This window comes from Nitrosophilus labii, assembly GCF_014466985.1.
In the GTDB taxonomy this organism is placed as follows: Bacteria; Campylobacterota; Campylobacteria; order Campylobacterales; family Nitratiruptoraceae; genus Nitrosophilus_A; species Nitrosophilus_A labii.
Genome location: NZ_AP022826.1, coordinates 745,890 through 770,655, shown reverse-complemented (window position 1 = coordinate 770,655; position 24,766 = coordinate 745,890). Strand labels below are relative to the sequence as shown.

The window sequence follows — 24,766 nt, the reverse complement described above, 5'->3', positions numbered from 1 at the left end:
ACATCCTAATTTACAATCTTTTCATCTTCTACTATTTTTCCTAAATCCATATATATTTTTCTGTTTACTAACCCCTCTATCTCTTCTATTCTGTGTGTTATATATATAGCGGAAGTTTTTTTATCAAGTTCTTTCAATAGATTATAAAATTTCTCTCTTGCTTTTGGATCCAAATTGGCTGTTGGTTCATCAAAAATGAGAATATCGGTATTTTTGGCTATAGCTATGGCGATAAGGAGCTTTTGCTTCATACCGCCGCTTAGTTTAAAAAAAGGCTTTTTTAGATTCTTTTTTATGTTCAGATCCATTTTACGAGCCTCTTCTTCTATCGTTTGAGGACTCACTTTTGAGCTTTTAGAGACATATTCTAAAAGCTCTTCAATATTTAACTTTATAGGAGGAGGAGTTTGGGGAATGAAACTTATATTTTCTAAAACTTTTGTTCTATTTTTGTAGGGACTAAAACCATTTACTTCTATATTGCCACTATCAAGATGATAAAAACCCAAAATGGATCTTACAAGAGTTGTTTTTCCAGCACCATTAGGCCCCATTAAAGCTATTTTGTCTCCCTGGTCTATTTTTAACGAGACATTATCTAAAACTTTTACCCCCATAAAGCTTTTAACGGCATTTTTAACTTCTATCATATAATATTCTTCATCCTAAATTCAAAGTTATAAGCATCGGTATGGCATACGTCAAAACATCTTGCACACATTATACAATCACCATCTTTAACAAACTCTTTAGTTATCCCTTTTTTCTTTCTCTCTTCGTCATATTTAGCTTTAGCGAATTCTAAAACATGATCTTCTGGACAAGCGGCAAAGCAAGCCATACAGTGATCGCATTTTTCCATATCCCACTGTACTTTCATAGGGCTTATCCACCCAATAAAACTGTATGTAGTTCCTATAGGACACATATATTTACACCAAGCACGCCTTGAAAAAAATATCTCTATCGATAAAATCACAAGTACCCAAACTATAGCTAGACTCCAGCCGTAAACTATAAATCTACTTATTATCCCTACTGGATTTATCATCTCAAATACTAGATAACCATCTATTGCGGCAGCCGCTAAAAATATAACCCAAAAAAGATATCTAACTCTAGGGTTGAAACTTCTCTCTTTAATTATACGTTTGTTTACTAGTATTTGGTGGATCCTCTCTCCTATCTCACTCAAAAGACCATAAGGACAGACCCATCCACAAAAAGCCTTTCCTCCAACAATAAAATAGAACCCTATAATCGTTAAAGTACCGATTATTATATTAGTATGAATATGGTGCTCAGCAGCCAATATCTCAAGGGTTACAAAAGGATCGATCAAATGAAACCCAAGAAGTCTAGAACCGGTTAATGTTCCTTCTAAAAACTGAATATCAAAATAAAAAGATAGGAAAAAGGCCAAATTTATTAATATAACACTAAGCCACCTCCAAAATCTCCATGTTGGCTTTATTTTTCCATCTTTTGTCTTATAATAGAGCGTAGAGAGCAAAGGTGCGTTTACTAGCTCTTTTGTACTCCAGTTATATCTATCCATTCCCCCTCCTTTTTAAAATAATGAGGGATGAGTTAAGAAAAGCGTTAAAACACTCATCACCATTCATCTATTATTGTGCAGCTTTTAATTTTTCGTCAAATTGAGAAATCTCTTCGGCTAAACTTATAAGATCTTCTTCTTTCATGTTGCTAAGAAGACCGTACATAACATAATTTTTTCTTTTTCCAGATTTAAAATCTTTAAGAGCTTGCAATATCTCATCTTTGGACTTACCGAGTAGTTTAGGACCAACAGCTCCATTACCGTTAACTCCATGACAAGAAGCACAGTTTCTTCTATATAGAGGACTCACTTCAAAGGCCGACATATTTCCGGCTTTCTCTTTTAGCATCTTAAGCTGCTTCTCTTCTTCACTCTCCTCCTCTTCTTCTTGCTGCTGTTGAATAGGCTGAGTAGTTTTTGCTACAGGAACTTCAAGCTTTGATTTCTCTATTATTTCTTCTATTTTTTTGAGTTTCTCCGCCTCTATATCTAATTTAGCCATATAGACTATCGCCGCAACTGTTAATGCTCCAGATATTAGTGCTATTATGTGTCTTATCATCATTTATCCTTTATTCAACTTTTTCGCCAGCTTGAATTTTTCTTACTTTTTCATTAAAATCAGCAATCTCTTTAGCCAAAGATTTAAGTTTTTCATCACTCATTTTAGAAACCAAATCTTTCATCAATACGTTTGCCTTTTTTCTGTTTTTATATGCTACAAGTCTGTTATAAATAAAAGTCTCATTTTTATCAAGCAAAGATGGTCCGATAATCCCGTTTGCATAATCATCATGACACGCTGAACAGTGAACTAAAAAATCTTTGCTTAGTTTATTTGCAAGTAGTGATATCTGAACTCTTTCATAAGGGGATCTAACTCTTCTATATGCGTCTATAGGCGTATATGACTCTTCCTCTTCAATTTCTGCCTCGTTTTTCTCATTCTCTTTGTAAGAGTAGTAAAACTCCCCTTTATCAACCTCTTTACTCTCAGTTTTTTGCTCTTTTACTACGCCCTCTGTAACTTTTATCTCTTTTGGAGTTTCAACACTATCTTTTTGTTCCTCTTTTTTATCTTTACTTTCACAACCTGCAAAAATTACAGCAGTTGCAAATAAAATAGCGATACTTTTTTTTCCATAAAACCTCATAATTAACCTCTCTTATCGTAAATTTCCTCATAAGTAGCTCGAGGAACAATTTTTAAAACGTCTGTAGGGCAGAGCTCCACACAAGCGCCACAACCGACACATTTTTCTCTAATCTCGGGAATATATCCTCCATTTTTGGCAACCATCCCTATAGCTAAAGAGGGATCTGGATGAAAAGGACAAAGATCTGCACATATAGTGCAATCTTTACCTCTAAACTTTTCAAGTTTTTTTAGTAACTCTACTTGAAGCTCTCTCTTTTCGCTTTGATTTGCTTCATCTTTTATCTTTTTCTCTCTTCTTTCTTCTTTACTCAAAGCCAACGAGTGCTCATAAATGGCATCAACAGCACTATCTGGAACCGGCTTGTTATATAGTGCCAAACAGGCCTTTTCGTTTACTATAACGGCCATCCCCATATGAACAAATTTGATATCAGCTTTTTCATGATCCAATGCACCGCTTGGACAAGCTAATATACAAGGAAAAGCTTTACAAAGGTAACATCCTCTTCTATCAGGATCGATATATGCCGTACCTACGCCTGCTTTACCATCTAAGCCTTCCAAAATAATGGAGTCATAAGGACAAACCTGTAAACATTGACCACACTTTATACAAAGAGCCAAAAACTGATCCTCTTCTAAAGCTCCCGGAGGCCTAAGTCTTAACTCTTCTGCTTTTAAATGTTGCGCGGAGTAGATCCCGGCTGCCGCAGCTAGTCCTAATACACCAAGACCAGCCATCTTCTTTATAAATTCTCTTCTTTTTTTCTCTTCTTGTGTCATAACGCCTCCCCTTCATACATTAACGGCTTTGGATCGGTCAAAAGTTTTAAAGGCTCCGAAAAAGGAGCCAACTTTGCCAAAAAATTTAGTATTGAAATAACAGGTGAACCGTAAAAAAACTTAACATTTGGATTTAATAGCCACATCTTATCGGCATAATAGTAAAGATTATAAGGTATATCGCCTATTCCGTCTCCATCTCTATCAAAACCTTGATAATCGTCCCAAAAATTCAAACTCCAATGATTTTGTACAGAGTGGGTTATACCCTTTCCCGAATCATCATAAACATTTTCAATATTACCTTTAAAAACATTTTTTTCGATAATGTTATTAATACTCAAAGAATGAAAGTGCATTCCAATTGAGTTGTATAAAATCTTGTTTCCGATCAGTTTATTGCTCATATCAGGCTGAAATGGTGATCTATCTATATAAAAACCTTTCGCACAATAGAGTATTGTGTTGTTTTTAATAATAAAGTTAGAGGCATCTTTTAGACCTATCCCTATACCGGTTGTTCCCAACGAACTTATTACTATATTATCTTCGGCAATCGTATCTTTAGAGTACATAAAAAAAATACCCACACTATTATGTTTATAAACATTTTTTCTTACTATATTTTTCCCCGCATACATAAAGTGCAAAGAGTATCTTCCGTACTCACCCTCGTTCTCTTCTATAAGATTGCCGTGACTATACCAAATCACAAAATCTCTAGATTTATAGAGTCTATTTTTTCTTAAAATATTATCGTTGCTATACCAAAGTCTTACACCGTCGCCTCTTAATCCTAAAGTGAGATCTTTAGAAGAGATATAGTTATTTTCGATAACTGAATTTTTTACATTTTGTAAATCTATACCAAAAAGACAGTTTTTGATTATGCAGTTTTTTATCCTGCAAAATTTGGCATCTTTTATAGATATAGCCGCATCTACATCTTCATGTCTCGAACCACTGTCTGTTATAGTTACGTTTTCAATGATCACATTGGAACTTCTTATCTTTATAACAGTTCCTTCACCCCTACCCTTAATAACTGTTTTCTCACCCTGACCAACAATCATTAAGGGCTTGTTTATTACTATATTTCCTTCAAAAACGCCTTCTGGCAGCTCTATCTTAGATCCTGCTGAAGCTCTATCTATCACTTTTTGCAACTGATTAGCGCTTAGTGATAAAAAAAGAGTCATCAGCAGAATCGCTATTTTCATTGTACTTTCTTAGCTTTTAAATATTTATTTTTAGATAAAATCGCCAAAAGCGTAAAAACGCTTATAGCCAAAAGAAGCCAAAAGCCTATAGTGGGATATGAATGTGTCGTAAACTGTGCCACTTTTCCATCCCCAAAGACTGTAGGCATAAAAGGTTTTATCTTAAAAGCGCCCCAGTCATGCATATGATGTCCAAACCAATATAACCAATATGCATAAAAACCTAAAAATATAACTGGCAAAGCAACAGCTATCCACATAATATAATTTAACCATTTCCAATCATAAAGTATAAACAGTACATAAGAAAAGGCCAAAAGAACCAAAACATAAGGTGCAATAGCTCTAAGATACGGCGCTCCTCTCTCCATAGGATCCATGCCTATAAAGTGATTTATGGTATTCATCTCATGTACGTCACCACTAAATCCATCAAAATGATAATAAACTGGAATCCCCTCAGGAAAAGCATCTTTTGGATAGTTAGGTGCTTCTAAAGATACATACCATATAGGTGCACTCGCCACACCTATTTCCGCATTATATTTGATCATATTTTTCAAGTGTTGATTTCCATTCTTATCTAAAGCTTCCGGCGGAGTATTGGGACTTACGTATCTGCCTTTTTGGTAAAAATCCCAAGCTTTATATGCTATTTCGGGGATTTTATCCGCTTTTCCAGCTTTAGCCAAATCAGGGACGTTATGAGTCAACACAGCCGGAATAACAAACCAATAAAGCAATATACCAAAAGCGATCATCGCAAATATTTTGTACTTTATACTAGAGCTGTTCATAAGGCTTCCTTTATGTTTTTCATAATTATCAATTATACCCTCTTTTCTTGTTTTATATATTGATTATAATCAAATATAATTTACATTTATCTTTATAATAACTTCAGCTAATATTTATAAGAGAGTGTTATATTTTGTTATTAAAATATTACTAAAGACAAACGTAAATCATATGAGGAAAATGAGGGGGAGTCCCCCTCTTATGATTAGAAGAGATGAGCGTTTTCGTCGATCCACTTGAGATATTCGATGATATCTTTTACCTCTTGATCGCTCATATGCTGGTTAGGCATTTTAAGGTTGAAGTAGTCTATCATAGCTTTTACATAAGGATCGCTATAATATTTTTCCGGATCTTTGATAAAGTCAGCAACCCACTGCTCACCATTTTCATGTCTTTTTAGAACACCAACCAAATCAGGTCCTGAGCTAACTTTTCCTATAACGTGACATCCATTACATCCACCTTCAGCAAATGCAACTTCTCCTCTTTTTGCAGCTTCGCTCATTGGAGTAGCTAACTTTTTAACTAGTAAGTCTTTGACTCTGATACCCACGTCTGCAGTTTTTACTAAATACTGCCAAGCTTGATATTGGAAGTTGATTGCGGTATCGATATCGCCTTTTTTGAGTGCTTCTTCAGCTTTTTTCTCTTCGGCCGGAACTTTATTGAACTGATCCATAGCGTCATCAACAAGTTGTTTAACTACAGGATACTTCTCGTAATGGTTATCTTTTAAGAACTTAACAACACTTAAGATAACTTTCTTAGTAGCTTCGTTAAGAGCAACTGTCTTTTTATACTCTTTCATTAGCTGTTCTTTGCTCATTTTTTTGAGCTTGATTTTCTTAACTGACTTATACTTTTTATTTGGATCTTTAACAAGCAAGTAACCCATCATCTCTAAATGAAGTGCGGAACAGAACTCTGTACAGTAATACGGAAATACCCCTTCCATATCCGCTTTAAAGGTAACAGCTACAGTTTTTCCAGGCTCTAAAGAAGCGTGAACATTGTACCAATCGACAGTAAATCCATGAGTCTCGTCCTCAGCTCTTTCTAGGTTTGTTAAGTAAAAAGTTACTATATCTCCCTTATTAACAGTTACGCGTTCTGGATTTATGTGACTTCTAACCACTGTTCCGTATACATAAACATGATTTCCTTTTCTAACGATCCTTTCTTGCCCTGCAAGAGTTTTACCCTCATGAATTTTTCCGGTAAAAGGATTGGTACCCATAGGATATCTAACTTCAGTGTGAAGTTTTTCTGCTCTAATAGCAACAGCTTGGTGAGGCTCACCTAAAGGTACAGGCATATCGTATAATAGTTTCATCTTTTTACCGCTTATATCTATAAGCTGATGGTTTTGCGGATGAAGTGGTCCAATCGGATTAAATCTATCGATAGCAAGTTTATTCAATGCTATGATGTATTCTCCTTGAGGATCTCTAGTTTTACCTTCCATACCGCATAGGTGTCCAATGTTATAATTTACGTTTACTTTATCTTTAACTTCACAAGTTAGATAGTTCCATTTTACAACCTGACTATCAACATAAAGTGAAGTATATACTTCTCCTTCTGTTTTCCATTTTGGACCATACTGGTTATGAAGCGGTCCTAGTCCAAGTTCGGCTTGACAATGCATAGCTTTTTTCATATCCAAGATAGGTATTCCATAAGGATCTTTTCCCGCATACTCTTTATTTTTGATAAGTTTTTGAATCTTTTTAAAATCATATACAGTAGCGTGGGTATCAAGTTTACCGCAAACTATAATATATCTTCCATCTGGACTAACATCTACACCGTGTGGTGATTTAGGTTCAGGAATCAAGAAAAGACAGTCATTTTTTACAGCTACTTCAATAGGAATTACTTTATGTCCGTTGATGATTTTAACATTTTTCGGATCTTTTGCAAGTTCAGCAAGCTTTTTCCAGTTATAGACATGTAAGAAGTCGGTATCGTTTCTACTCATACCAGCTTCAAAAGGAGGAAGACCTTTTTCAATACCTCCCGTATACATTTCTGAGTTGAATGAGTTTGTAAACCCCCATCCATAACTTAACTCTTTACCAGCGTCGCTTAAATCTTGCATATACGGAGGCATTTCGATTGTAAATGATTCTTCAGGAATAACCTTGCCGTTTTTATGATCAAATTTCCAACATGTTACTCCGCCTCTATACACGTCAGCATACTCTTCTATAGGATGATATTCATTATCAAACGGTGCAGCGTATTGACACGCTTCTAAAATATATTCACTATTTGGAGTAAAGAAAGCTCCACCGTGATCAGACTTAAAAACAGGATTAACTACTATCTGCTTTGTAACAAAATCTTCAAGATCTATAATAGCAATTCTAGGATTTGCTTTGTCGTTTATAGCTAGCCATTTACCGTCATAAACTCCGTTCGTCTCCGAAATTGCCGGATGGTGCGTATCTCCCCATGTAATAGGTTTTCCACGATACCAACCTTGCTGGAGTACTTTCTTGGTATCATCATCATATCCCCAACCTTGCCAAGGCTCCGGAGTAAAAACACCGATAAATTTTAATATTCTCATCGATGGTACACCGTAAACCATAATCTGGCCGGACTGTCCTCCTGAACTAAAAACTATATATTTATCCCTTTTGCCGCTTGGAGTATAGGTCTTTGCAGCAGCAAGTATATCATCTTGCGTTAAACCTCTCTCTTTCATAATCTTTTCAAGTTCGCTCTGAGCAGTCGCGAAACTTGAAATCATACACAGGGCCGCAGCTGTACTAAGCAGCTTTTTGAGCATATGTCCCGCTTGCATATTTTGCCTCCTTTGTTAAATTAGTGTTAATTCAATTATAATTCCTAAACACTTAAATATATATTAACTTATTAAGTTTTGAAAGTATTTTTTTGGTTATTATTATATGTATTATAATTTTTATTTAAAAAAAATTGAATATTCTTAAAAAAATAAAACGGTATATTATATTTGTGTGACTTTCGTTAATTATTTTTTAACTCTTATAAAATTAACAATTTTATGGCATTTGTAGAAAATATTGAGACTTATGTAAGCTTATAGAAGAAACCTTTTTTGACTATATTATGCTTAAATTTTAAATCTAGTTTATCTTTCAAACCAATTTAATTCATCTCTAAGGTTAACTACTTTACCAACTACTATTAAAGCAGGAGTAGGAAGATCTTTTGCCTTTTCATAAATATCTTGAAGTGTACCCACAACAGTTTTTTGATCCTTAGTCGTACCTCTACTTATCACAGCAACAGGAAAATCTTTAGGCTTGCCAATCTCAATAAGTTTGTTGGCAATTTTATCAAGATTGTGTAGTCCCATCAAAAAAACGATAGTATCATCTGTTTTAAAGTTCTGCCAAGGAATTTGTGAAACCTCTTTATTGGGAGCTTCATGTCCTGTTACTACTCTAAAAGATACAGAAATACCTCTATGAGTTACCGGAATACCGGCATAAGCAGGAACGCTAATGGCAGAAGTAATACCAGGAATTACTTCAAATTCGATTCCTCTTTCTCTTAGATAAGCTCCTTCTTCTCCTCCTCTACCAAAAACAAAAGGATCACCACCTTTTAATCTAACTACTATACCTGATTTTAAGGCTGATTTGTATATAACTTCATTGATCTCATTTTGTGGAAGTATATGTTTACCGTCCTCTTTACCTACATAAATAAATTCGCAACCATCTTTACACATATTTAATATCTCTGGATTTGCAAGCCTATCATATATAATAATATCTGCTTTTTTAATCACCCTAGCCGCTTTAAGTGTTAATAGTTCAATATCTCCAGGCCCTGCACCAGTTAAATAAACTTTGCCCATTTTATGTCCTTTTGGATATAAATATACATTAATTATTTTTATATATAAAAATACCTGAAGGTTTTGGTACTTCTATTTTAAATCTTTCTTTCCAAGTTTTTGTACTCACTCCTACTACTTCACTTTTTCCGTTATTAGAAACATATAAAATAGGTTCTTCATTACTCCATCTAACATGTAAAACCATTCCGCCAAAATCGAATCTTTTTATTACTTTTAAGGATTTTGTATCTATTATTTGAACTATAGGAAATTTTTTACCGCTAAATGTTACTGCTAAATATACTCTTTTTGGACTTAAAGAGGTAAATACAGGATTTCCTTCCACTTCTATTGCTTTTATATAATTGAAATTCTTATCAAAAACAAAAACTTTATTATCACCTACTGCAGGTATAAAGAATTTATCTTTCATAATAGACCAGAAACCAAAATGAGGAACTTTCAAAACAACACTTTTTTTATCAAGTCTTAAAGGAATTTTTCTATACTCAAAAGTATCTAAATTCAATACACCTACAAAAGGAGAGTTAAAAAAACCGACAACATAAAGATTTTTGTTTATCATTGCGTCAAAAGGAACCTCTCCGGCATTTTCTACCTTTTTTACAAGTTTAAACTTAGGATTACTCACTCCTTTATTTAAATCTTCAAGTACCCAAAGCTCGTCTGTATCCATACATGCAAAAACTAGATAATTTTTATAAACTTTAATACCTACATTTTTAGAACCAGTTTCTATAGTTTGTAATAGATTCAAATCTCTATCAAATATCTGAACATTTTTATTTGCGTAGTTGGCAACTGCAACATAATTTTTAGTTAAAGTAAAGCCTATAGCGCTTTTACTAGCTTTAACCTCTTTAACTTTCTTCTCTTTTATCGGATCAAATTTTATTAGATACCCATCTCTAGTTATTGCATATCCATCATCTTCTATAAACTTCACAACAGCATGATTGAAGTTATGCATATTTTTGATCTCATTTTTAAACTTATGATTCTCGATAACCGCTAAAGCGCTATTTTCCCTCTCAACAACAAAAATTTTTTCTGAAGCAAAAAGATTGAATATTAAAACGATAAATAAAAATAATTTCTTCATTATAATCCTTTGGAATTGGGAATTGGGAATTAGGAATTTGGAAAAAGAATATTCTAATGTCTAATTCCAAATTCCTAATTCCTATTTAATATAACAACTAGGATCTTCAGCCCAGATGTCGTCGTAAATAGCCCAAGCTCTTGGTCTGCTTCCTCCGTTACATATTTCAATATATTCACACTCTTTACATTTTCCACCTATTTCACGAGGTCTTTTTCTCAATTTTTCTAAAAGATCATTTTTTTCATCAAGCCAAATCTCATCAAAAGACTTTTTAAAAATATTTCCAATTTTTATAGGAAAAAAGGGGTCTGGTTTAACATCTCCTTCACTATTAATATTTACTAGATTACGTCCGGCACTATTTCCACCCCACTTTTTGAGTTTCTCCTTTAAAATGTGACTAAAATGAGGATATTTTTTTGTAAACTTATTTAAAAAAAAGATTGAGTCCATCTCCATATTTCCAGTAACTATATCTATATCCAAACCTTTTTCATAATATTCGAAAGCTTTATTTATAATGTATTCAACGACTATTTTTCTTTGCTCTTTAGTAAGATCCATTTTTAGATTATCAAGACCTCTTCCGGAATAGACGAGATGCGATATGTATATCTTATCTATCCCCTTCACTTCACTAACTTGGAAAATATGCGAAAGCGAATCAATAGTCTCTTTTGTTATTGTAAACCTTATACCCACTTTTCCACCATTATCATGGATAAGATCTATTGACTTCATACTCTTTTCGTATGAACCCGTCAGTCCCCTAAATCTATCGTGAACTTCTGGCGTTCCATCAATACTGATACCAATATAGCTAAAAGTATCTATGATTTTTTTAACATTTCCTGAATTGATATAAAGTCCATTAGTAGAAAGATAAGTAAAAATTCCCTCTTGTTTGAAAGCTTTAGCTATTTCAAAAATATCTCTTCTTGCTAAAGGTTCTCCACCAGAAAATATTACAAATCTGATGCCAGCTTTTTTAAGTTTTGGTATGGTTTGTAAAATCTTTTCTGTACTTAAAGTATCACTCTCTTCAAGTCCCGATTTACTATAGCAGTGCAAACATGATAGATTACATCTGTTAGTAAAATTCCAGATAAGTATAGAGCCGTTTAAACTTCTTTGTTCTTTACCTTCTAAAGTCGATTTTAGAAGGTTTGATAATCTAAACACTACTTATCCTTCCAACTTTTTATATAATCGACTATACTCTTTAACTCTTTTTCGTTTAGATTAAACGCCGGCATAGAGTTTCTTTTGTAACCGAGTTCTTTATAGGTATGTTTTGGATCTACTATCTGAGAAATTATCTCTCCTTCATCTCTTTTTTTAGCAATTTCACTAAAAGGAGGACCAAAAGCTTCAGCAGTTTGGTGATGACACCCCCAACACTTCTCTTTAAATATACTCATACCAAAAAGTCTTGGGTAAAATACCCTATTTTTATTTATAAAATTGTATTTCCCAACAGGAACATTTGCAAAATACCTCACAATCTCTTTAAACGTATCACTTTGTAACACGATCAATTCTCCATCACTCTCATATATACTTAAATAAGCATATCTACCGTCTCCACTAAATTCGGTATGAATATATCTTTTTCCTTTAACTGGAACTCTTTTTTCTATACTATAATCTTTTTTATCTATCAAAATGAGCTCATCATTACCGTTATCAGCCCACAAATATGCTGAAGCCGGATGTGTTTTTACAAAAAAACCATCACCTCCAATATCTATCTTTTTAATAAGTTTCCAATCATACATCTGCCAAATTGTTACATACGGTTTTTTAAGATGTGGAGTTGCAAAGTAAAACTTTCCATCTTTATACCAGTAAGTTGCACTGAAAAGATGGGGCATACCCTCAATGTTTGATTCAAAAACTTTTTCTAATGAATCGATACTATATATACTTAATCTGCTTCCTTTTCTAGTAGTTCCTATAATATACTCTTCAAATGGGTCTATAAAAAAGTCTTCTATTGGCATTTTTAGATCAAAATATCTGAATTCCAAAGTATTTGTATCAACTTTAACAAGTTTTGCTTTATCTCTAAAAGTAAAAATTGCCTCATCTTTGCTATATAGCTCATAAAGAGCACTAATTTTTCCATCTACATCAATTTTATTAATAGGCTCTAGAGTTTTAGAATCAAAAATTACAACAGACTGAGGCAGCAAACATGTCGCAAATATCCTTTTACCGTCCCTGCTCAGGCTAATATTTCTAAGATTGACACAAGCTCTTATCTTATCTTTAAGTCTTCCCTCTTCTAATGAATAATGACCGATCCATCCGTCTCTGGTCGGAACATAAAAACTTTTGCCATCAAGAGTATATTTAAGTCCCCCGTGTACGTTTTTGAAGCTAAACCAGTCTAATACCTTTTCGTCTTCCATAATCCAAACACGATTAGCACCTCTTTCCACTACCAAAGAAACATTTTCTATATTTTTTATACCTATATCTCTTTTTTTCTTATCAATCATCTGATACGATTTTTTGATGTTATCCAGATTCCAAACTACATTTTTTGCAGGGGTCCTTAGATATTTTACAATCGCATCTATATCTTTATCCGATAAAAAATCAAATTTGGGCATCAATGTTTGAGGAAGAGAGTTTTTAATAATATCATGTAGTTTTTTATCACTAATTTTTCTTAAAAAAACAGGTAGTAAAGGAGGACCACTTACCCCTAGTCTTTTTTCATGATGGCAAGATGCACAATATTTCAGGTAAAGTTCTTTACCGCTAGTATCCAACTTACTTTCTAGTTGATGTACATAAAAACTATCAAATTTTGATTCTGCGAATAAAGCAGTAATTAAAAATAACAGAGAAAATAGCAGCTTCTTCATAATACCTCCCTCTTGTGAGGGGTGGGAAATAGCAAGAACTTCTTGCCACTTCTCACCCATCAAATTTTACTAAAATAGTATTAATCCGGCATAAAGCCGGATTAAAATTAATAAATATCGTATTTAGTGTTAAATACGTTAAATTTACCGGTTGGAGTTCTTACCCAATCACCCTCAATTGCTTTTTTGAGTTTTAATGATTCAGCATCATAAACTAATATAGCCGAAGGTACAAGCTTGTTACCCCAAACACTTACCCAAAATTCATCACCATCTTTGTTAAATTCAATATGAACTGGGCCTCTTGGTTTAACTTTAATTTTCTTGCCATTAACTTTAACTGTTCTTTCTTTAATATATTTTTTAGGAATTTTGATAGTTTTTACAACTTCAAGCGTACTTTTATCAATTACATATAGTTGAGTTTGAAGTTTTCTATCTGGATTAACAGGTCTATCTGCTATGATATATTTTGATGCTGGGTGTGTTTTGATAAACAAGTTACCACCACCAACGCCAGGCAAGCTTATCTTTTTAACGACTCTCCAAGCATATTGCGGATGATAAGTTGGATCTGTACCTATAAAACTGATATCATTTGAACCTATATGTCCAGTTGCCCACAATGGACCATATTTTGGATGGTTGATATTAGCGCCACGTCCAGGGTGTGGTTTTGTACCACCACTTGGAATAATAGCAGCAACTTCACCGTCTTTAGTATCTACTGCAACTACTTTATCTCTAGCATTTGCAGCAACCAAGAAATATCTCTTTGTCAAATCCCAACCACCATCATGCAAATATCTTTCAGCCTCAAGCATTGCAATTCTTGGGTTGTTTGGATCAGCATAGTTATAAAGCCAAACTTGTCCTGTCTCTTTTACGTTAATAACCCACTCAGGTTTGTGATGGTCAGCAACTATAGATGCAACTCTAGCCTCCCTTGTAAACTCTTCAGTATCGTATGTATAACTAGCAGTTGAAACAATTTTTAGAGGTTCAAGTGTGTCACCTTTTAACGTAACAATAGAAGGAGGCCAATAACAACCTACAACAGCATATTCATCTTCATAACCTTTTGCTTTTGAAGTATCAATACTTCTAGCATCGTTACAAACCCTAATCTCTGCAACGTTTTGAGGTTTTTTCATCCATAGATCTATAACAGAAGCTTTTCCATCTCTACCTATGGCATACATATATCTACCAGATTTCGAAGTTCTTAAGATGTGGGTAGCAAAACCAGATGGTACGATACTAACAAGCTCTTTAGTATCACCATCTACAATGGCGACCTTACCAACGTCTCTTAATACTATACCAAAATAATTCTCCCAGTTTCTATTTGTTTCAGGCTTAGTGGGTCTTTTTTCAGGTGGAACAAGTACTTTCCAACTCTTTTTCATATCAGCCAAAGATTTTTCAGGCGGTGCAACAGGATCTAACTGAATAAATTTGGCCATAAGTTTAGTTTCTTCTTTACTCATTTCGCCAGATGCACCCCAGTCAGGCATACCACCAGGAGTACCATTGTATATAATATGATATAAAGCGTCAGTTCCCATTTCTTTTGTCTTTTTAGGTAAAAGATTTGGACCTAAAGCACCTTTTCTTAACATACCATGACAACCAGCACATCTATCAAAATAGATTTCAGTTGCTTTTTTCATCTCCTCTTTTGAAAGCTTTACCGATGCATCTGCATTAGTAGCTATTCCACCAAGTAGACCAACTGCCAAGATTGCACTTAAACCTATTTTTAGTTTCATCGTTAACTCCTTTTGAGATGTTGGTTTATTCCCCTACCCACTATCTCAATACAAAGTAAAGAGATTACTCTCCACTTTGTAGTTTCTTTTTCTCATCAAAATAGATCCATAACATTGGTAACACAATTAAAGTATGAAGTGTAATTGTAAGTGTCATTGGTCCTTGATTTAGTATAGACCAAAAACTACATACTATATCAGTACATGGCTCAAACATAAACCCTCCTTTATAAGTTTTATATATTTAATGTATCAATTTTACTTACTTAAGCCAAAAGGAGGCTTATGCAGCTTGCGCCGCTGCCTCTCCTTCCATTACTTCTGCTGGCTGTTTTTTTGTAACTGTTAATAAATCATAAACCAAAAATGCATAACCTGCTATAACTGATAAGCCTGCAGCTAATCTCCAGCCCATGCCTTGAACGAACCATTGATTTGCTTGTGCTATAAAATATCCTTCCCAAGTGGCTCCATGCATACCTCTCTCAACCATAGTTTGTACATACGCGGAAAGAGTTAATGAAACAGTCATTAAAAGTACACCAACAGTTATCAAAGAGATAGCCCACCAACCAGCTTTTGTCATTTTCATCTCTTTAAATCCAGCTTTTCCTTGAACCCCAAGATAAATAGCGGAGATCATAATAGCCACATAAGCACCAAAAAATGCTAGGTGTCCATGTGCAGCTGGCCATTGCGTACCGTGTGTATAAAGATTGATTTGAGGCAATGTATGCATAAATCCCCAAACACCTGCACCTAAAAAGTTACCGAAAGTCTCAACCGTCAACCATGCAAACGCAGGAACGTTTTTGATATTGTTTCCTTTTCCTCTCTCTTTACCCCAATCATACAGTACGTGTACAAATAGACCTACCAATGGTACTGGCTCAAGTGCACTAAATAATGCACCTATTTCCCACCAATATTCAGGTGTTCCTATCCAGAAATAGTGGTGACCAAGACCGAGGATACCAGAACCAAACATCATAGCTACTTCGATCCACAGCCACATCTCAACAACTTGTCTATTTGCATTTAGTGTTTTTATAAGAATATATCCACCAACGGCCGCAACATATACTTCCCAAGTTGCTTCAACCCACAGGTGTACAACCCACCACCACCAGTATTGATCGACCGCAATATTGTCGGTATAAAACATACCAGCTAAGTAAAGACCTGCCAAAGCAATCAAATCTGCCATTAAAACTACTAAAATACCGCTATGTTTTCCTTTTAAAACTGTTGCATATACGTTATATAAGAAAACAAGAACCACAGCAACTATACCGATATCAGCCCATCTAGGAGCTTCTATATACTCTCTACCTTCGGTTATAAACCACAGTGTCATTTCATTTCCGGGTCCAACTTGGATAAAGATATAAACAAGAACTACTATGGCAACAGCAACAGTCAATACATAAAAAGCAAGTGTACCTAATTTAACGCCAACCACTTCTACGCCAGCTTCATCAGGCAGTAACCAGTAAACCGCTCCAATCATTGCATAAAGCAACCATACAACCAATGCATTTATATGAACCATTCTTGCAATTGAAAAATCCAAAGTATTAAATAAAAAGCTTGGATATAGATACTGAATAGCAGCAATAAGCCCAAATAACAACTGGGCACCAAAAAGTACTATAGCCACCGTAAAATACTTAAGCGCAAGCTTTTGTCCTTCGTATAGTCTATTTCCTTGCATCTACCGCTCCTTTTATCTTACCAAAGTTTCTTGGGAAACCATTAGTATCGATAGCCGACATAAATTTTAGATAAGCAACTACCGCTTTTGCCTCTTCAGGTGTAATACCCAAATTTGGCATCATTCTTTCATGAGTAGGATACTTATCAGGATTTTGTAAAAATGTCGCCATCGCTTCTTCTTTTGAGTTAGCACCAGTCATAGCTTGTAAAGGACCTTCAGATCCCCAAGCTGGATCCAACCAGGCTTTTGTAAGATCTGGAGCATAATAAGCACCGTTTCCAAGAAGCGTATGACAATCCATGCAATTTTTTGCTTGAATCGTAAGTTTTCCTTTATGGATAAGAGCTCTTGCCTCCTCTTCACTCCAGTCATCTCTGCCAAAGAATTTCTCTTTTTCTTCAAACTTGCTACTTACTTTACCAGTAGCACTATCTACAGCTTTCCCACCTATTATAGGTACCTCATGTCCCCTGTAAGGATCCAAAACATAATCTATCTTATAATTGATTACCACCGGAGAAGGGATCCTCTTTGTAACCTTATTTTGAATATCCTCAGCAGTACCCATCTTCATTTGACCCATAGAGTCAAATGTTAAAAGAATTAAAAGTACTGCTGCAACTCCTGTAATCCATGTTGCCGACCTTCGCCAGAAGCGATTACTGGTCCATACTGATGTAGGCTTGTTCTCCATCGTTCCTCCTTCTTAGATTTGGTTGATTTCAGCTTCATGCTCATATCTTCTGTGAACCTTGTCAAGCACAAAATAGACAATATGAGGAAATATTAAATACCCCACCATCGCACCTATAAGTACTTTCTGCGTATATGGTTCTACCCTTAATAAAACACCCAGGTAATACATACACGCTGCCTGAATAGTCCAAGAGAGATATGCTGCAATCATGAAATACCTGTTTAACAACTTCATTTTCACGACAGTAAAAAAAGCAGCATAACCCATACCAAAAATTATTATCATTGCCGAAACGACAAAGATATGTAAGAAATCAGTGTGAGGAATATCCTGTAAGTAGTATTCCATCTATTCCTCCTTAATTTAGGTTTAATACAACCTTTAAACCAAAAGTTATAGTAAATTTTATAATTTGATAGAACATTTTTCTTTGACATTAGTCAAAAAACTTAAAAAAATAACCTTTTTTGTTAATAATTAAAATTAGTTTTATTTTTATGTCACAATTAAGTCACACAATAGGTAAAATTTATTGATATTTTTAATATTTCTTTGCAAAATTTATTGGAATTTTAAAATGATAGTTTTTTTTTAAGTAAATAGTTATATAATTTATTAAAAAAATAGAGGATAAGATGGAGAACTTAAGCAAATACTATCTATTTGAGAATCTAAATGAAGATCAATTAAAGAAACTAAAAAAGATTTCAAAAACATATAACTATACAAAAGGCACAATGCTTTTTTTTGAAGGAGAAAAACCAAAATCTTTGATTTTATTAACAGACGGTATACTGCAAGTTTACAAAACTGATACAAAAGGCAACAAGATTATTTTACATCATTTTTACCCAGTATCTTTGATTGCAGAGATTGTTAATTTAGAAAACATGCCATATCCAGCAAGTGCAGAATTTATAACAGACGGTCAGGCTGTTTTAATCGACTATAAAGAGTTCGAACAAGAGTTTTTGAGAAATCCTGACATAAGTTTTATGTTTATAAAGTCTTTAACTAAGAAGATTAAGTTTTTAGAAGATGTTATAACCAACAATATAGTAATGAACTCAACAGCTAGGGTGGCCAAATTTATATATGAACATGAAGAAGATTTTATAAAAATGAAAAAAAGTCAAATTGCCGAAAAGTTGCATATAGCTCCAGAAACTTTTTCAAGAATTCTAAAGAAACTAAAAACTTTGAAACTTATAGAGAAAAACGAAGATGGATTCAAAATCGTAAATAAAGAGGGCCTACGTTCTATCTACGAATAAGATAATAATAATTAAAAAAATGATGGCGGATAAACCGCCATCAAAAGTGATTACTCTGACTTGAATTTGTAATCTAACTGTACCCAATATTTTGTAGTGTCCGATTTATTAAACACACTATCACCTGCACTATAATCTGCATACTTCAAAAGAAGCCCAATATTATTATTTATTTTATATTTATACGCAATATCTAGCTCAGAACCTAAATCATCATATCCATTGAGATCTTTGTCACTTTGGAAACTGTGATATATTGCAGTAACTTTACCCATTTCACCAGCATTATAACCAACTTTCAAACTAATATCTTGTAAACCAACATTACTTCCAGTTCCTCTTAAGAATACATCGGCCCAACCGTTCATAGCATGTAAAGTAGCCAATGGAGTATAAAATTCATTAGCTCCGTTTCCTGCCTCACCTAAAAGTTCATAAGCAACCCCAACAGTAAAGGCATCAAGAGTAGTACTTAATCCTAACTTATAGTAATCAGCATCTTGTTTAATATTATTAGAGTTTTCTTCTTGAGTTGGATCTGTTTGAATTGCATATTCTGCCTCATAAGCAACTTTTACTCCGTTTAGATCAACCTTTCCTGTAGCCCTAATACCTATGTGATCTGCAAAATCTTCTATCATATAATCATATACTGTCAAAGTTAACTCTGGTATTACTTTATATGTAGCGTGTAGCAAAATACTTCCTGTATCAAATTGTCCATTTTGAGTAACTGTATGAACTCTTGTTACGTAAGCACCCAATAGGCTGAGATTTTCTATGCCGTTATATATAACAGCTCCCAAATCATAAGTTTGTGGCATCTGTCTCCAGCCAACGTTACCGATAAATCTTGCGTTATCTAACACTACCATTTTTCTACCCACAATTAAGGTAGTATCACTAGCACTGTATGAGATATTAGCTTGAGTTACTCTAGTTTGAGATGGATCCATAATAGTAGCATAACTACTAGTCGCTTCAGGAAAGTAGCCGTTTGAACCAAAGTTTGACACGTTTATCATTTGGATTTCACCATTCAATCCCTCAGTCTCAAACAAGTTAGCTTTCAAACCTAAAGCAGTTCTAACAGTTGGAGCTTTAGCAGTCTCTTTACCATCTTGATCCACATATTCATATCTCGGTCTTAACTCTACACTATATTGTGCATCACTTAAAATATTTTCCAAAGCGCTAGCATTAGCAGTTGTAGTAAATCCTGCAGCCAAAATAGTCGCCGCCATCAAACTCAAGTGTACTTTTCTCATTCTTACTCCTTTTAAGATTTGGTTTGTTTTTTGTACATTTAACTTTTTATTTAATGTACTTTTTTTATAAATTGCAGTCGCTGCATACGCAAATATTATCACAACTATTATTAAAGTTTATTGATATAAGTCAAATTTTATAATTTTTATATACTTTTAATTAACTTTTCTAACCACTTACTAGGCTCGATATTTTCCTGTTTCGCTTTTGTCACGATTTTGTAATACACATCAAACGATATGTATGAGATCTCTCTTACTTTTTCTTTATCTTCCAGTCTAATTTTATCATAAAGTTTTTGCATCTGTATTCTTTTATCTTTAGGTACGAAACCTCTCATAGATTTATATTCGATAAGTTTACCATTTTTATATACTCCACTTACTTCAGCATAAACCCAATAAAAACCTCTATCTTTTCTAAGGTTTTTAACATAACCACTCCAAGTCTTTCCAGCTTTAATAGTCTCCCACAACTCTTTAAATACTCTACTAGGCATATCAGGATGTCTTAAAACACTATGCGGTTTTCCTATAAGATCCTCCGAAGTATAGCCAGAGATTCTAGCAAAAGTTTCATTTGCATAAGTTATAATTCCATTTAGATCAGTCCTTGAAATAATTAGTTCATCTTTTGGTACCTCTGTTTCTATAAACATATCATAAGAAATATCCATTTAAATTCCTTATATATATTTTTTCTTTAAGTCCCCATGATATACAATCTCTTCAGCCCTAACATCTTTTTCCAAAATTTCAGGTACCGGATTGTCTATTAATTCAAAATTTTCTCTAGCCCTATCGAGCTCTTCTTCACTATATGAGTAGATCATTTCCGCACTTAATACACCCTCTAAAAACTGTAAAGTTTTTAATTTATTTATCTCCTCCTCTATTCCTTCACCTTCTATTGTTACTACAATATAACCTTTTTCATCAACTATATGAATATCACAAACTCCACTATCTTCAACTCTTTTTTTAACAGATTCCAAATCATTTGGATGACATCTCACAACGCAACTTGAAATATTCATTTTAACCTCCATTTTTTGATTTCCCCGCTTTCTGAACCGCTAATCAAAATATTGTCATTTATAAAAACAATTTTATTTATTATGTTTTTATGCCCTTTTAAAAGAAATTTTCTATCTAGATTTATTGAATCTATCACTTTTATATCATATTTTTCATTATCACCATAAGCAATTAAGCTGCTACTTGGAGAAATTGATACAACATAAACAAAAAATTCGCCTTTGATCTTCTTGTTTGTTCCTAAATTAAGATTATAAATAACTAGTGTTTGATCCCTACCGCCTGCAGTTACAAAATCTTGGTTAATTGACAAAGATAAGATTTTGTCTTTGTTAATATCTACAAATTTTTTTATTACATCACCTGTTTTTGTATCTAAAACTACTACCTCTCCTCCTTCATCTCCAATAACAACTTTAGTTCTAGCTTTATTTATAGCCATTGCGGAAAAAAAATATTCTCCAGCACTCTTTTTATAAACTACTTTTTTATCTCTTATATTATATAAAACCACTTCATCACTCATTAAAGCCATAATAACACTATCTTTATCCACAAACTTTGCCGCCTTTGCATAAAACATCAAACTTTTATCTAAAACTTTTTCAAGTTTTCCGTCTTCATAGATAAATAACTCACTATAGCCATCTTCGGCTTGAGCTAAAAGTAAAACTTTTTTATCAATTACATCTACACTATATATATCTGAATCTATAAGCTCTCCTACAAAATCTTTTATTTTTCTAACTTTTATCTCTTGTAGCATTTTTAAATTTAAGTCATAAACTATAACTTTACTTTTATCTGTAGCTACATATACATTATCTCCAACAACAACCATATCCAGTACAGCACCGTTTATTTTAATATCTTCTATAGGTTTAATATCGGCAAAAAGTGAAAATATCGCGAAAAGAATAAAAACAGCTGCTTTTTTCAAACCATCCCCCTTTTAATTTCAATAGCATATGTTGGACAAACATTGAGACAAAAACCGCAACCGTTACAAAGATTATTATCAATCTCCGGATTAAAAAATGAATAAAACTTTATAGCTCTCTCATCACATATATCGTTGCATAAACTACATACAGTTTTATTCCAAGCTATACATTTTAAAATATCAATTTTGGCTTTTCCGATATCTTTTTTGTTTTCTATACTTAATACTTCCAATTTACAAACATTAGCACACTCATCACAAAATGTACAACCCGACTCTGAAAAATACAAAACAGGCTTATTATCTACAATTTTTACGATTTTCTCTTCACACACATCGACACATTTTTTATCTTCACACTCTTTGCATTTTTCAAAATCGGACAGCTCTTTAAAATAAGGAGGGTGGAGGTATTCCACCTCCTCTTTTTTAATAGGCTTAACAAAACTTCTGAAAAACTCTCGCCTATTTGACACTACTGAATCCCCTCATTTAGCTGTTCAAGCAGCGTAGATTTGCTTTTAGTTTCTGGACTTCTAAATTCCGGCTTAAACTTATTTGCAACTAAAGGCTTGACGTTAGCCTGAGGTGCATGGCATTGAGAACAGTTAAATCTTTGTGGAGCAATATCATCTTTTCCTTGATGAACTTTAGAGGCTCCATCAAATTTTTGTAATTTCTCCTTTGTTTCAGCAAAGAAATCTTTAAAGTGTGTCGGCGAAAGAGGTGTTGCACCCATACTTTTAGCAACACTTGGTAAATGACAACCTAAACAGGCATTATTATCTTTTGTAATAGGCAAAAGACCTTCAACACTGTGTGGTATCATTGGCGGCGCATTTTCATAACTTCTTTGAAATCTTTTAGCAGTTCCAGGAGCCGCCTTTGTGAATTCAACCGGCGGAGGAGCCACATCTTTTTCATCCGTCAAAGGAACATTTCTGTAGCTAAGCTGAGTATCATCGATCATTTTTTGATTAGCTGCGCCACAACCAGCAGCTAGAAGTGCTAATAATACAAATGAGAAACCAACTCCTTTAACTTTGTTTAACTTCATAATCTTCTCCTTTTTTAACAAAATCTCTTATACTAAAGTTTAGAGCATCATCGTCACAAACTTCTACACATCTACCACAAAGAGTACATTCGCCCATATTGACGCTCATACTCTTCTTTCCAATCATATAAAGAACCTCTTTTTCTGGACATACATCTTTACACTTCATACACAAAGTACAGTTTGGCTGATTATGTCTTACTCTAAATAGGCTAAATCTACCTATCAAAGAGTAAAACCCACCGAGAGGACATATATGCCCACACCAGCCATTTTTCAATACAAACAGATCAAAAAGAAAAATGGTGGCTATAGCAGCCCATCCAAAACCCATACCAAACACAAGTCCTCTATGAGTCATAGAGACAGGGCTAACTAGTTCAAAGGCAGCCGTACCTAATGCAAAGGATAAAATAAACGACAAACCCATTACCCAATATCTTATATTGCGGCTAGCCCACCATTTTTTCTCGACCCTATCAAGTTCAAATTTTCGTCTAATCCAGTTTGCAAGATCTGTTACCATATTTACAGGACAGACATAACTACAAAAGGCTCGTCCACCAAAAACCATATAAAATAGAGTTATAATAACTGCACCTAGAAGTGCATCCATAGCAACGATACTTCCTGTCGCAAATATCTGCATAACAGCATAAGGATCAGCTAAAGGAACTGTTTCTAAGAGATTGGAAGAACTAAGATTTCCTTGAAGGATCTTCCAACCCCAAATATTCGCACCTATATAAAGAATAAGTATTGAAATCTGAGTTAAGCGCCTTAGGATCAAAAATCTATGTTTATATATGAATCTATTCAAAGTCTATCCCTTCATTTAAAGATTCGATAGCACTCTTTTTACTTCTTTCGGTTACTGTGGTTTCAATACCTTTTGATCCTTTTAGACGCTTTTCGTCAGATTTATCCCATCCCTTAACATAATGTTTACCAACTTCACCAAGAGCAACTTCTCTTGGCAAAACTCTTATTGCTGGCTCTTTAGTTACACATGCGTGTTCACACAATCCACAGCCAGTACAGTAGTCTGGATCCACTACAGGCAACAAAAACGCATGTTTACCTGTTCTTTCATTTTTTCTATACTCTAAATATATGGCTTTATCTAAAATTGGACAAGCTCTATAGCACGCATCACACTGGATTCCCCAAAATGCGATACATGATTTCATATCGACTATAGCTACGCCCATCCTCATTTTCATGATGTCAAAGACCTTTTGTCCATCCTTGACCACAGAAACCGAATCACTATCTAAGGCTCCAGTAGGGCAAGGTGGAACACAAGGGATATCTTCACACATATAGCACGGAATATCCCTTGGAATAAAGTAAGGCGTACCTGTGGGTTTATTGTCTCCAGGTTTTGCCAATATTAAAGTATCATATGGGCAGGCTTCTACACAAAGCCCACACTTTATGCAAAGACTTATAAACTCATTCTCTTTTTTGGCTCCAGGAGGCCTAAGTATCAAAGGCGCTGCTTTCACCTCGTCTACATAGGCACTCCACAGTAAGCCACCTACTCCAGCTATGGCAACATTTTGTGCCATTTGGATAAGAAATCTTCTTCTATCGTTAACTTTTGAAGACTTTTTCTCATCCATCCCCACCCCCT

The 24,766-nt window shown here is 34.1% G+C and carries 26 protein-coding genes; 1 reads left to right on the top strand and 25 read right to left on the bottom strand.

Annotated features, from left to right (window positions below; genetic code table 11):
• Window positions 1-5: 5 nt before the first annotated feature.
• The 17 genes from NIL_RS03900 to NIL_RS03820 form a co-directional block, all read right to left on the bottom strand.
• Window positions 6-650: an ABC transporter ATP-binding protein gene (locus NIL_RS03900; protein ID WP_187648306.1), complete on the bottom strand. Its 645-nt coding sequence runs from the start codon at window positions 648-650 to the stop codon at window positions 6-8.
• The gene (locus tag NIL_RS03895) at window positions 647-1,558 is read right to left on the bottom strand and encodes a NapH/MauN family ferredoxin-type protein (RefSeq protein WP_187648305.1); all 912 of its coding nucleotides are present in this window, start codon (window positions 1,556-1,558) and stop codon (window positions 647-649) included. Before NIL_RS03895 ends, NIL_RS03900 begins: the two co-directional genes overlap by 4 nt.
• A 70-nt stretch (window positions 1,559-1,628) precedes the next feature.
• Complete coding sequence (locus tag NIL_RS03890; RefSeq protein ID WP_187648304.1) at window positions 1,629-2,123, bottom strand: c-type cytochrome; 495 nt, start codon at window positions 2,121-2,123, stop codon at window positions 1,629-1,631.
• Window positions 2,124-2,133: 10 nt separating this feature from the next.
• Window positions 2,134-2,715: a c-type cytochrome gene (locus NIL_RS03885; RefSeq protein ID WP_187648303.1), complete on the bottom strand. Its 582-nt coding sequence runs from the start codon at window positions 2,713-2,715 to the stop codon at window positions 2,134-2,136.
• 2 nt (window positions 2,716-2,717) lie between these two features.
• Window positions 2,718-3,503 carry a 4Fe-4S dicluster domain-containing protein gene (locus tag NIL_RS03880; RefSeq protein ID WP_187648302.1) on the bottom strand — a complete coding sequence of 262 codons (786 nt, stop codon included), beginning with the start codon at window positions 3,501-3,503 and terminating at the stop codon, window positions 2,718-2,720.
• Complete coding sequence (locus NIL_RS03875) at window positions 3,500-4,723, bottom strand: nitrous oxide reductase family maturation protein NosD (RefSeq protein WP_187648301.1); 1,224 nt, start codon at window positions 4,721-4,723, stop codon at window positions 3,500-3,502. The genes NIL_RS03880 and NIL_RS03875 overlap by 4 nt, the downstream gene beginning before the upstream one ends.
• Window positions 4,720-5,520, bottom strand: coding sequence for a cytochrome C (locus NIL_RS03870; protein WP_187648300.1), 801 nt, complete (start codon window positions 5,518-5,520; stop codon window positions 4,720-4,722). Before NIL_RS03870 ends, NIL_RS03875 begins: the two co-directional genes overlap by 4 nt.
• 206 nt (window positions 5,521-5,726) lie before the next feature.
• A complete protein-coding gene (gene nosZ, locus NIL_RS03865; protein ID WP_197972133.1) occupies window positions 5,727-8,336 on the bottom strand; it encodes a Sec-dependent nitrous-oxide reductase in 2,610 nt (869 codons plus the stop codon).
• 309 nt (window positions 8,337-8,645) lie between these two features.
• Window positions 8,646-9,380, bottom strand: coding sequence for a uroporphyrinogen-III C-methyltransferase (cobA, locus tag NIL_RS03860; protein WP_187648299.1), 735 nt, complete (start codon window positions 9,378-9,380; stop codon window positions 8,646-8,648).
• 28 nt (window positions 9,381-9,408) lie between these two features.
• A complete protein-coding gene (locus NIL_RS03855) occupies window positions 9,409-10,485 on the bottom strand; it encodes a cytochrome D1 domain-containing protein (protein WP_187648298.1) in 1,077 nt (358 codons plus the stop codon).
• Between the two features lie 81 nt (window positions 10,486-10,566).
• Window positions 10,567-11,670: a radical SAM/SPASM domain-containing protein gene (locus NIL_RS03850; protein WP_187648297.1), complete on the bottom strand. Its 1,104-nt coding sequence runs from the start codon at window positions 11,668-11,670 to the stop codon at window positions 10,567-10,569.
• Window positions 11,670-13,364 (bottom strand): cytochrome D1 domain-containing protein, encoded by a 1,695-nt coding sequence (locus NIL_RS03845; RefSeq protein WP_187648296.1) that lies wholly within the window; start codon window positions 13,362-13,364, stop codon window positions 11,670-11,672. Before NIL_RS03845 ends, NIL_RS03850 begins: the two co-directional genes overlap by 1 nt.
• 107 nt (window positions 13,365-13,471) lie before the next feature.
• The gene (locus NIL_RS03840; RefSeq protein WP_187648295.1) at window positions 13,472-15,136 is read right to left on the bottom strand and encodes a nitrite reductase; all 1,665 of its coding nucleotides are present in this window, start codon (window positions 15,134-15,136) and stop codon (window positions 13,472-13,474) included.
• A gap of 64 nt (window positions 15,137-15,200) precedes the next feature.
• The gene (locus NIL_RS03835; protein WP_187648294.1) at window positions 15,201-15,353 is read right to left on the bottom strand and encodes a hypothetical protein; all 153 of its coding nucleotides are present in this window, start codon (window positions 15,351-15,353) and stop codon (window positions 15,201-15,203) included.
• A gap of 66 nt (window positions 15,354-15,419) precedes the next feature.
• Window positions 15,420-16,850, bottom strand: coding sequence for a cbb3-type cytochrome c oxidase subunit I (locus NIL_RS03830; RefSeq protein WP_187648293.1), 1,431 nt, complete (start codon window positions 16,848-16,850; stop codon window positions 15,420-15,422).
• Window positions 16,837-17,547 (bottom strand): c-type cytochrome, encoded by a 711-nt coding sequence (locus tag NIL_RS03825; protein WP_187648292.1) that lies wholly within the window; start codon window positions 17,545-17,547, stop codon window positions 16,837-16,839. Before NIL_RS03825 ends, NIL_RS03830 begins: the two co-directional genes overlap by 14 nt.
• A gap of 12 nt (window positions 17,548-17,559) precedes the next feature.
• Window positions 17,560-17,898, bottom strand: a complete 339-nt coding sequence (locus tag NIL_RS03820; RefSeq protein WP_187648291.1) for a hypothetical protein — start codon at window positions 17,896-17,898, stop codon at window positions 17,560-17,562.
• Window positions 17,899-18,185: 287 nt separating this feature from the next.
• Here NIL_RS03820 and NIL_RS03815 point away from each other — a divergent pair, with 287 nt between their 5' ends.
• Complete coding sequence (locus NIL_RS03815) at window positions 18,186-18,824, top strand: Crp/Fnr family transcriptional regulator (RefSeq protein WP_187648290.1); 639 nt, start codon at window positions 18,186-18,188, stop codon at window positions 18,822-18,824.
• Between the two features lie 50 nt (window positions 18,825-18,874).
• On the opposite strand, the gene NIL_RS03810 is transcribed toward NIL_RS03815, so the two are convergent.
• The 8 genes from NIL_RS03810 to napG form a co-directional block, all read right to left on the bottom strand.
• Window positions 18,875-20,068 (bottom strand): alginate export family protein, encoded by a 1,194-nt coding sequence (locus NIL_RS03810; protein WP_187648289.1) that lies wholly within the window; start codon window positions 20,066-20,068, stop codon window positions 18,875-18,877.
• 170 nt (window positions 20,069-20,238) lie between these two features.
• A complete protein-coding gene (locus NIL_RS03805) occupies window positions 20,239-20,769 on the bottom strand; it encodes a PAS domain-containing protein (protein ID WP_187648288.1) in 531 nt (176 codons plus the stop codon).
• Window positions 20,770-20,778: 9 nt separating this feature from the next.
• A complete protein-coding gene (locus NIL_RS03800) occupies window positions 20,779-21,129 on the bottom strand; it encodes a chaperone NapD (RefSeq protein WP_187648287.1) in 351 nt (116 codons plus the stop codon).
• The gene (locus NIL_RS03795; protein ID WP_187648286.1) at window positions 21,126-22,070 is read right to left on the bottom strand and encodes a WD40 repeat domain-containing protein; all 945 of its coding nucleotides are present in this window, start codon (window positions 22,068-22,070) and stop codon (window positions 21,126-21,128) included. Before NIL_RS03795 ends, NIL_RS03800 begins: the two co-directional genes overlap by 4 nt.
• Window positions 22,067-22,549, bottom strand: coding sequence for a 4Fe-4S binding protein (locus tag NIL_RS03790; protein ID WP_187648285.1), 483 nt, complete (start codon window positions 22,547-22,549; stop codon window positions 22,067-22,069). Before NIL_RS03790 ends, NIL_RS03795 begins: the two co-directional genes overlap by 4 nt.
• Complete coding sequence (locus NIL_RS03785; RefSeq protein ID WP_187648284.1) at window positions 22,549-23,130, bottom strand: nitrate reductase cytochrome c-type subunit; 582 nt, start codon at window positions 23,128-23,130, stop codon at window positions 22,549-22,551. The genes NIL_RS03790 and NIL_RS03785 overlap by 1 nt, the downstream gene beginning before the upstream one ends.
• Entirely contained in the window at window positions 23,111-23,950 is an 840-nt protein-coding gene (gene napH / locus NIL_RS03780) for a quinol dehydrogenase ferredoxin subunit NapH (RefSeq protein ID WP_187648283.1), read from the bottom strand. The genes NIL_RS03785 and napH overlap by 20 nt, the downstream gene beginning before the upstream one ends.
• A complete protein-coding gene (gene napG / locus NIL_RS03775) occupies window positions 23,943-24,755 on the bottom strand; it encodes a ferredoxin-type protein NapG (protein ID WP_187648582.1) in 813 nt (270 codons plus the stop codon). The genes napH and napG overlap by 8 nt, the downstream gene beginning before the upstream one ends.
• Window positions 24,756-24,766 lie beyond the last annotated feature (11 nt).

What these genes read in the sequence shown, in the direction of transcription:
- NIL_RS03900 (WP_187648306.1), bottom strand. Translation starts at nt 650, where the DNA reads ATGATAGAAGTTAAAAATGCCGTTAAAAGCTTTATGGGGGTAAAAGTT.
- NIL_RS03895 (WP_187648305.1), bottom strand. Translation starts at nt 1,558, where the DNA reads ATGGATAGATATAACTGGAGTACAAAAGAGCTAGTAAACGCACCTTTG.
- NIL_RS03890 (WP_187648304.1), bottom strand. Translation starts at nt 2,123, where the DNA reads ATGATAAGACACATAATAGCACTAATATCTGGAGCATTAACAGTTGCG.
- NIL_RS03885 (WP_187648303.1), bottom strand. Translation starts at nt 2,715, where the DNA reads ATGAGGTTTTATGGAAAAAAAAGTATCGCTATTTTATTTGCAACTGCT.
- NIL_RS03880 (WP_187648302.1), bottom strand. Translation starts at nt 3,503, where the DNA reads ATGACACAAGAAGAGAAAAAAAGAAGAGAATTTATAAAGAAGATGGCT.
- NIL_RS03875 (WP_187648301.1), bottom strand. Translation starts at nt 4,723, where the DNA reads ATGAAAATAGCGATTCTGCTGATGACTCTTTTTTTATCACTAAGCGCT.
- NIL_RS03870 (WP_187648300.1), bottom strand. Translation starts at nt 5,520, where the DNA reads ATGAACAGCTCTAGTATAAAGTACAAAATATTTGCGATGATCGCTTTT.
- nosZ (WP_197972133.1), bottom strand. Translation starts at nt 8,336, where the DNA reads ATGCAAGCGGGACATATGCTCAAAAAGCTGCTTAGTACAGCTGCGGCC.
- cobA (WP_187648299.1), bottom strand. Translation starts at nt 9,380, where the DNA reads ATGGGCAAAGTTTATTTAACTGGTGCAGGGCCTGGAGATATTGAACTA.
- NIL_RS03855 (WP_187648298.1), bottom strand. Translation starts at nt 10,485, where the DNA reads ATGAAGAAATTATTTTTATTTATCGTTTTAATATTCAATCTTTTTGCT.
- NIL_RS03845 (WP_187648296.1), bottom strand. Translation starts at nt 13,364, where the DNA reads ATGAAGAAGCTGCTATTTTCTCTGTTATTTTTAATTACTGCTTTATTC.
- NIL_RS03840 (WP_187648295.1), bottom strand. Translation starts at nt 15,136, where the DNA reads ATGAAACTAAAAATAGGTTTAAGTGCAATCTTGGCAGTTGGTCTACTT.
- NIL_RS03835 (WP_187648294.1), bottom strand. Translation starts at nt 15,353, where the DNA reads ATGTTTGAGCCATGTACTGATATAGTATGTAGTTTTTGGTCTATACTA.
- NIL_RS03830 (WP_187648293.1), bottom strand. Translation starts at nt 16,850, where the DNA reads ATGCAAGGAAATAGACTATACGAAGGACAAAAGCTTGCGCTTAAGTAT.
- NIL_RS03825 (WP_187648292.1), bottom strand. Translation starts at nt 17,547, where the DNA reads ATGGAGAACAAGCCTACATCAGTATGGACCAGTAATCGCTTCTGGCGA.
- NIL_RS03820 (WP_187648291.1), bottom strand. Translation starts at nt 17,898, where the DNA reads ATGGAATACTACTTACAGGATATTCCTCACACTGATTTCTTACATATC.
- NIL_RS03815 (WP_187648290.1), top strand. Translation starts at nt 18,186, where the DNA reads ATGGAGAACTTAAGCAAATACTATCTATTTGAGAATCTAAATGAAGAT.
- NIL_RS03810 (WP_187648289.1), bottom strand. Translation starts at nt 20,068, where the DNA reads ATGGCGGCGACTATTTTGGCTGCAGGATTTACTACAACTGCTAATGCT.
- NIL_RS03805 (WP_187648288.1), bottom strand. Translation starts at nt 20,769, where the DNA reads ATGGATATTTCTTATGATATGTTTATAGAAACAGAGGTACCAAAAGAT.
- NIL_RS03800 (WP_187648287.1), bottom strand. Translation starts at nt 21,129, where the DNA reads ATGAATATTTCAAGTTGCGTTGTGAGATGTCATCCAAATGATTTGGAA.
- NIL_RS03785 (WP_187648284.1), bottom strand. Translation starts at nt 23,130, where the DNA reads ATGAAGTTAAACAAAGTTAAAGGAGTTGGTTTCTCATTTGTATTATTA.
- napG (WP_187648582.1), bottom strand. Translation starts at nt 24,755, where the DNA reads ATGGATGAGAAAAAGTCTTCAAAAGTTAACGATAGAAGAAGATTTCTT.